We start from the raw sequence: 2093 nt of genomic DNA on the forward strand, positions 1-2093 counted from the left end.
GCGCTGGTCAGCAAGTTGCGCACGCATATAGCTGCTCGCTTGCCCGAGTATATGGTGCCGGCCGCGTTTGTGCGGCTCGATGCGTTGCCCTTAACGCCGAACGGCAAACTGGATCGGCGTGCGCTACCTGAGCCAGACGCTGGTGCACTTGCGCATCAAGCGTATGAAGCGCCGCGAGGCGAGCTAGAGACCACGCTGGCGACGATTTGGAGCGAACTACTCGGGGTGGAGCGTGTCGGCCGGCATGATAGCTTCTTTGCGCTCGGGGGCCATTCGCTGCTTGTGGTGCGCTTGATTGAGCGCCTGCGCCGTATTGGTCTGGGGGTGTCTGTACGTGCGCTGTTTGACAGACCTACGTTGAGTGCGTTGGCTCAATCGCTGGGCCAGCACCGTGAAGTGGCGGTACCTCCGAATGCGATCACCCCTGACACGACCACGCTGACACCGGAGATGCTGCCACTAATTGACCTGACCCAAGCTGACATCGACCGGATCGTCGGGCAGGTGCCGGATGGGGTGGCAAACATCCAAGATATTTATGCGTTGTCACCGCTACAAGACGGTATCTTGTTTCACCATCTACTGGCCAGCGACGGTGATCCCTATCTTTTGACCTTTCAAAAGGCCTTTGCCAATCGGGAACGGCTCGATTGCTACCTTGATGCAGTTCGGCATGTCGTCAATCGCCACGATATTTTGCGCACCGCGTTTATCTGGGAAGATATGTCAACGCCTGCACAGGTCGTCTGGCGTTACGTGTCGCTACCGATTACTGAACTTGCGTTGGATCCGGCTGACGGGCCGATCACCGAGCAACTGGCCCAGCGCTTTAATCCTCGTCGGCATCGCATCGTTTTAACTCAAGCTCCCCTGATGCATTTCGTCGTTGCGCGAGATAGCGATGGCCGCTGGTTATTAGTCGAATTGGTGCATCATTTAATTAACGATCATTCGACGCTGGAGGTCATTAATAATGAAGTGCAGGCTTTCATTGAGGGACGGGGTGACACATTGCCACCGGCCCAGCCGTTTCGCAACTTAGTCGCGCAGACCCGCCTGGGTGTAAGTGAAGAGGAGCATGCGCGCTTCTTTACTGACATGTTGGCTGACGTGGAGGAACCCACGCTGCCGTTCGGGTTAGAGGATGTACATTGCGATGGTAGTCAAATCGCCGAGGCGGGCCGAGCGCTGCCACAAGAGTTAAACGATCGACTGCGCGCACAGGCCAGAAACTTGGGCGTAAGTTTAGCTAGCTTGTGCCATTTGGCGTGGGCGCAAGTACTGGCGCGTGCGAGCGGCCGGCAGCAAGTGGTGTTTGGCACAGTGCTGTTTGGGCGGATGCAAGGAGGGGACGGCGCGGACAGTGCGATGGGGCTGTTCATTAATACGTTGCCGCTGCGTGTGGATTTGTACGGTAATGTTGAGCACAGTGTGCGAAACACACACGCGTGTTTGGCTGCACTGCTCGAACACGAACATGCGTCGTTGGCACTCGCGCAGCGCTGCAGTGGGGTGCCGACAGGCAGGCCACTGTTTAGTGCGCTACTCAACTATCGGCATAATGCGGCGCCTTTGGCTGACAGCCTGATGGTCGACGGTGTCGAGTTATTAAGCGCAGAGGAGCGTACTAATTATCCGCTCACATTGTCAGTGGACGATTCTAAGCAAATTTTAAGCTTGGGTTGCCAAGTGGCACAGCCACTCGACCCAAATCGTGTGTGCGGGTATATGCAGCGGTCACTGGAAAGCCTCGTCGAAGCACTCGAGCATGCGCATGACAAACCGGTTCAGCAACTGGAGGTGATGCCCGAAGACGAACGAACCTTGCTGCTAGAAACATGGAATACGACGCAGCGCGATTATCCGTCGCATCAGTGCGTGCACCAGTTGTTCGAAGAGCAGGTAGCCCAAACACCTGAAGCCATTGCACTTATCTTTAAAGAGCAGCGAATTAGTTACGCGGCACTCAATGCTCAAGCGAACCGTTTGGCCCATCGCCTGATCCGGCTGGGCGTGGTGACGGAGACGCCAGTGGGCGTGTTGATGCAACGCTCGCCCGAGCGCGTAGTGGCAGCGCTGGCCGTCATTAAAGC

General features: G+C 56.7%; 1 protein-coding gene. It reads left to right on the forward strand.

Annotation, left to right across the window (positions count from 1 at the left end; genetic code table 11):
* A partial coding sequence (locus tag B0O95_RS15085; RefSeq protein WP_146064125.1) for a condensation domain-containing protein occupies positions 1-2093 on the forward strand: 2093 nt, incomplete at both ends.

Source organism: Mycetohabitans endofungorum, assembly GCF_002927045.1.
In the GTDB taxonomy this organism is placed as follows: Bacteria; Pseudomonadota; Gammaproteobacteria; order Burkholderiales; family Burkholderiaceae; genus Mycetohabitans; species Mycetohabitans endofungorum.